General features: G+C 70.4%; 1 protein-coding gene. It reads left to right on the forward strand.

Annotated features, from left to right (window positions below; all coding sequences use genetic code 11):
• Positions 1–28 precede the first annotated feature (28 nt).
• The coding region (locus tag KBX39_RS31315) for a 2-oxoacid:acceptor oxidoreductase subunit alpha (protein ID WP_210874014.1) at positions 29–1,349 on the forward strand (1,321 nt) is incomplete at its 3' end.

The following is a 1,349-nucleotide window of genomic DNA, read 5'->3' on the forward strand; positions in this document are numbered from 1 at the left end:
ACGGCGCTCAGCGAAGCGAGGTGCGGGTGTGACCAAGCAGATCCGTCAACTGGACCGGGTGGTCATCCGGTTCGCCGGGGACTCCGGCGACGGCATGCAGCTCACCGGCGACCGGTTCACGTCGGAGACGGCGCAGCTGGGCAACGACATCTCCACGTTGCCCAACTTCCCGGCCGAGATCCGCGCCCCCGCCGGCACCCTTCCCGGCGTCTCCAGCTTCCAGGTGCACTTCGCCGACTACGACATCCTGACCCCGGGTGACGCGCCGAACGTGCTGGTGGCGATGAACCCGGCCGCGCTCAAGGCCAACCTGGCCGACCTGCCGCGCGGGGCGGACATCATCGTCAACACCGACGAGTTCACCCGGCGCAACCTGGCGAAGGTCGGCTACGCGACCAGCCCGCTGGACGACGACTCGCTCGACGGGTACGCGGTGCACCCGGTGGCGCTCACCTCGATGACGATCGGCGCGCTGGCCGAGCACGACGTCTCCAAGAAGGACGCCGAGCGCGCCAAGAACATGTTCGCGCTCGGGCTGCTGAGCTGGATGTACTCCCGCCCGTACGAGTCCACGCTGCGCTTCCTGGAGCGCAAGTTCGCGGCCCGCCCCGAGCTGGTGGCGGCGAACGTGGCCGCGTTCCGGGCCGGCTGGAACTTCGGCGAGACCACCGAGGACTTCTCCGTCCGGTACGAGGTCAAGCCGGCCAAGATGCTGCCCGGCACCTACCGGAACATCACCGGCAACGCGGCGCTGTCGCTGGGCCTGGTGGCCGCCGGGGTGCGCTCCGGGCTGCCGGTGTTCCTCGGCGCGTACCCGATCACGCCGGCCTCGGACATCCTGCACGAGCTGAGCAAGCACAAGAAGTTCGGCGTGGTCACCATGCAGGCCGAGGACGAGATCGCCGCGGTCGGTGCGGCGCTCGGCGCGTCGTACGGCGGCTCGCTCGGCGTCACCACGACGAGCGGTCCCGGTGTGGCGCTGAAGAGCGAGACGATCTCCCTCGCGGTGGCGCTGGAGCTGCCGCTGGTCATCGTCGACGTGCAGCGGGCCGGGCCGTCCACCGGCATGCCGACCAAGACCGAGCAGGCCGACCTGAACATGGCCCTGTACGGCCGGCACGGCGAGGCGCCGGTCGCGGTGATCGCGCCGAAGTCGCCGTCGGACTGCTTCCACGCGGCGCTGGAGGCGGCCCGGATCGCGCTGACCTACCGCACGCCGGTGATCCTGCTGTCGGACAACTACGTCGCCAACGGCTCCGAGCCGTGGCTGCTGCCGGACGTGGAGTCGCTGCCCGACCTGCGGGTCGAGTTCGCCACGAAGCCCAACGGCGAGGACGGCACCTGTCTCT

It is taken from the genome of Micromonospora sp. D75, assembly GCF_018070405.1.
In the GTDB taxonomy this organism is placed as follows: Bacteria; Actinomycetota; Actinomycetes; order Mycobacteriales; family Micromonosporaceae; genus Micromonospora; species Micromonospora chalcea.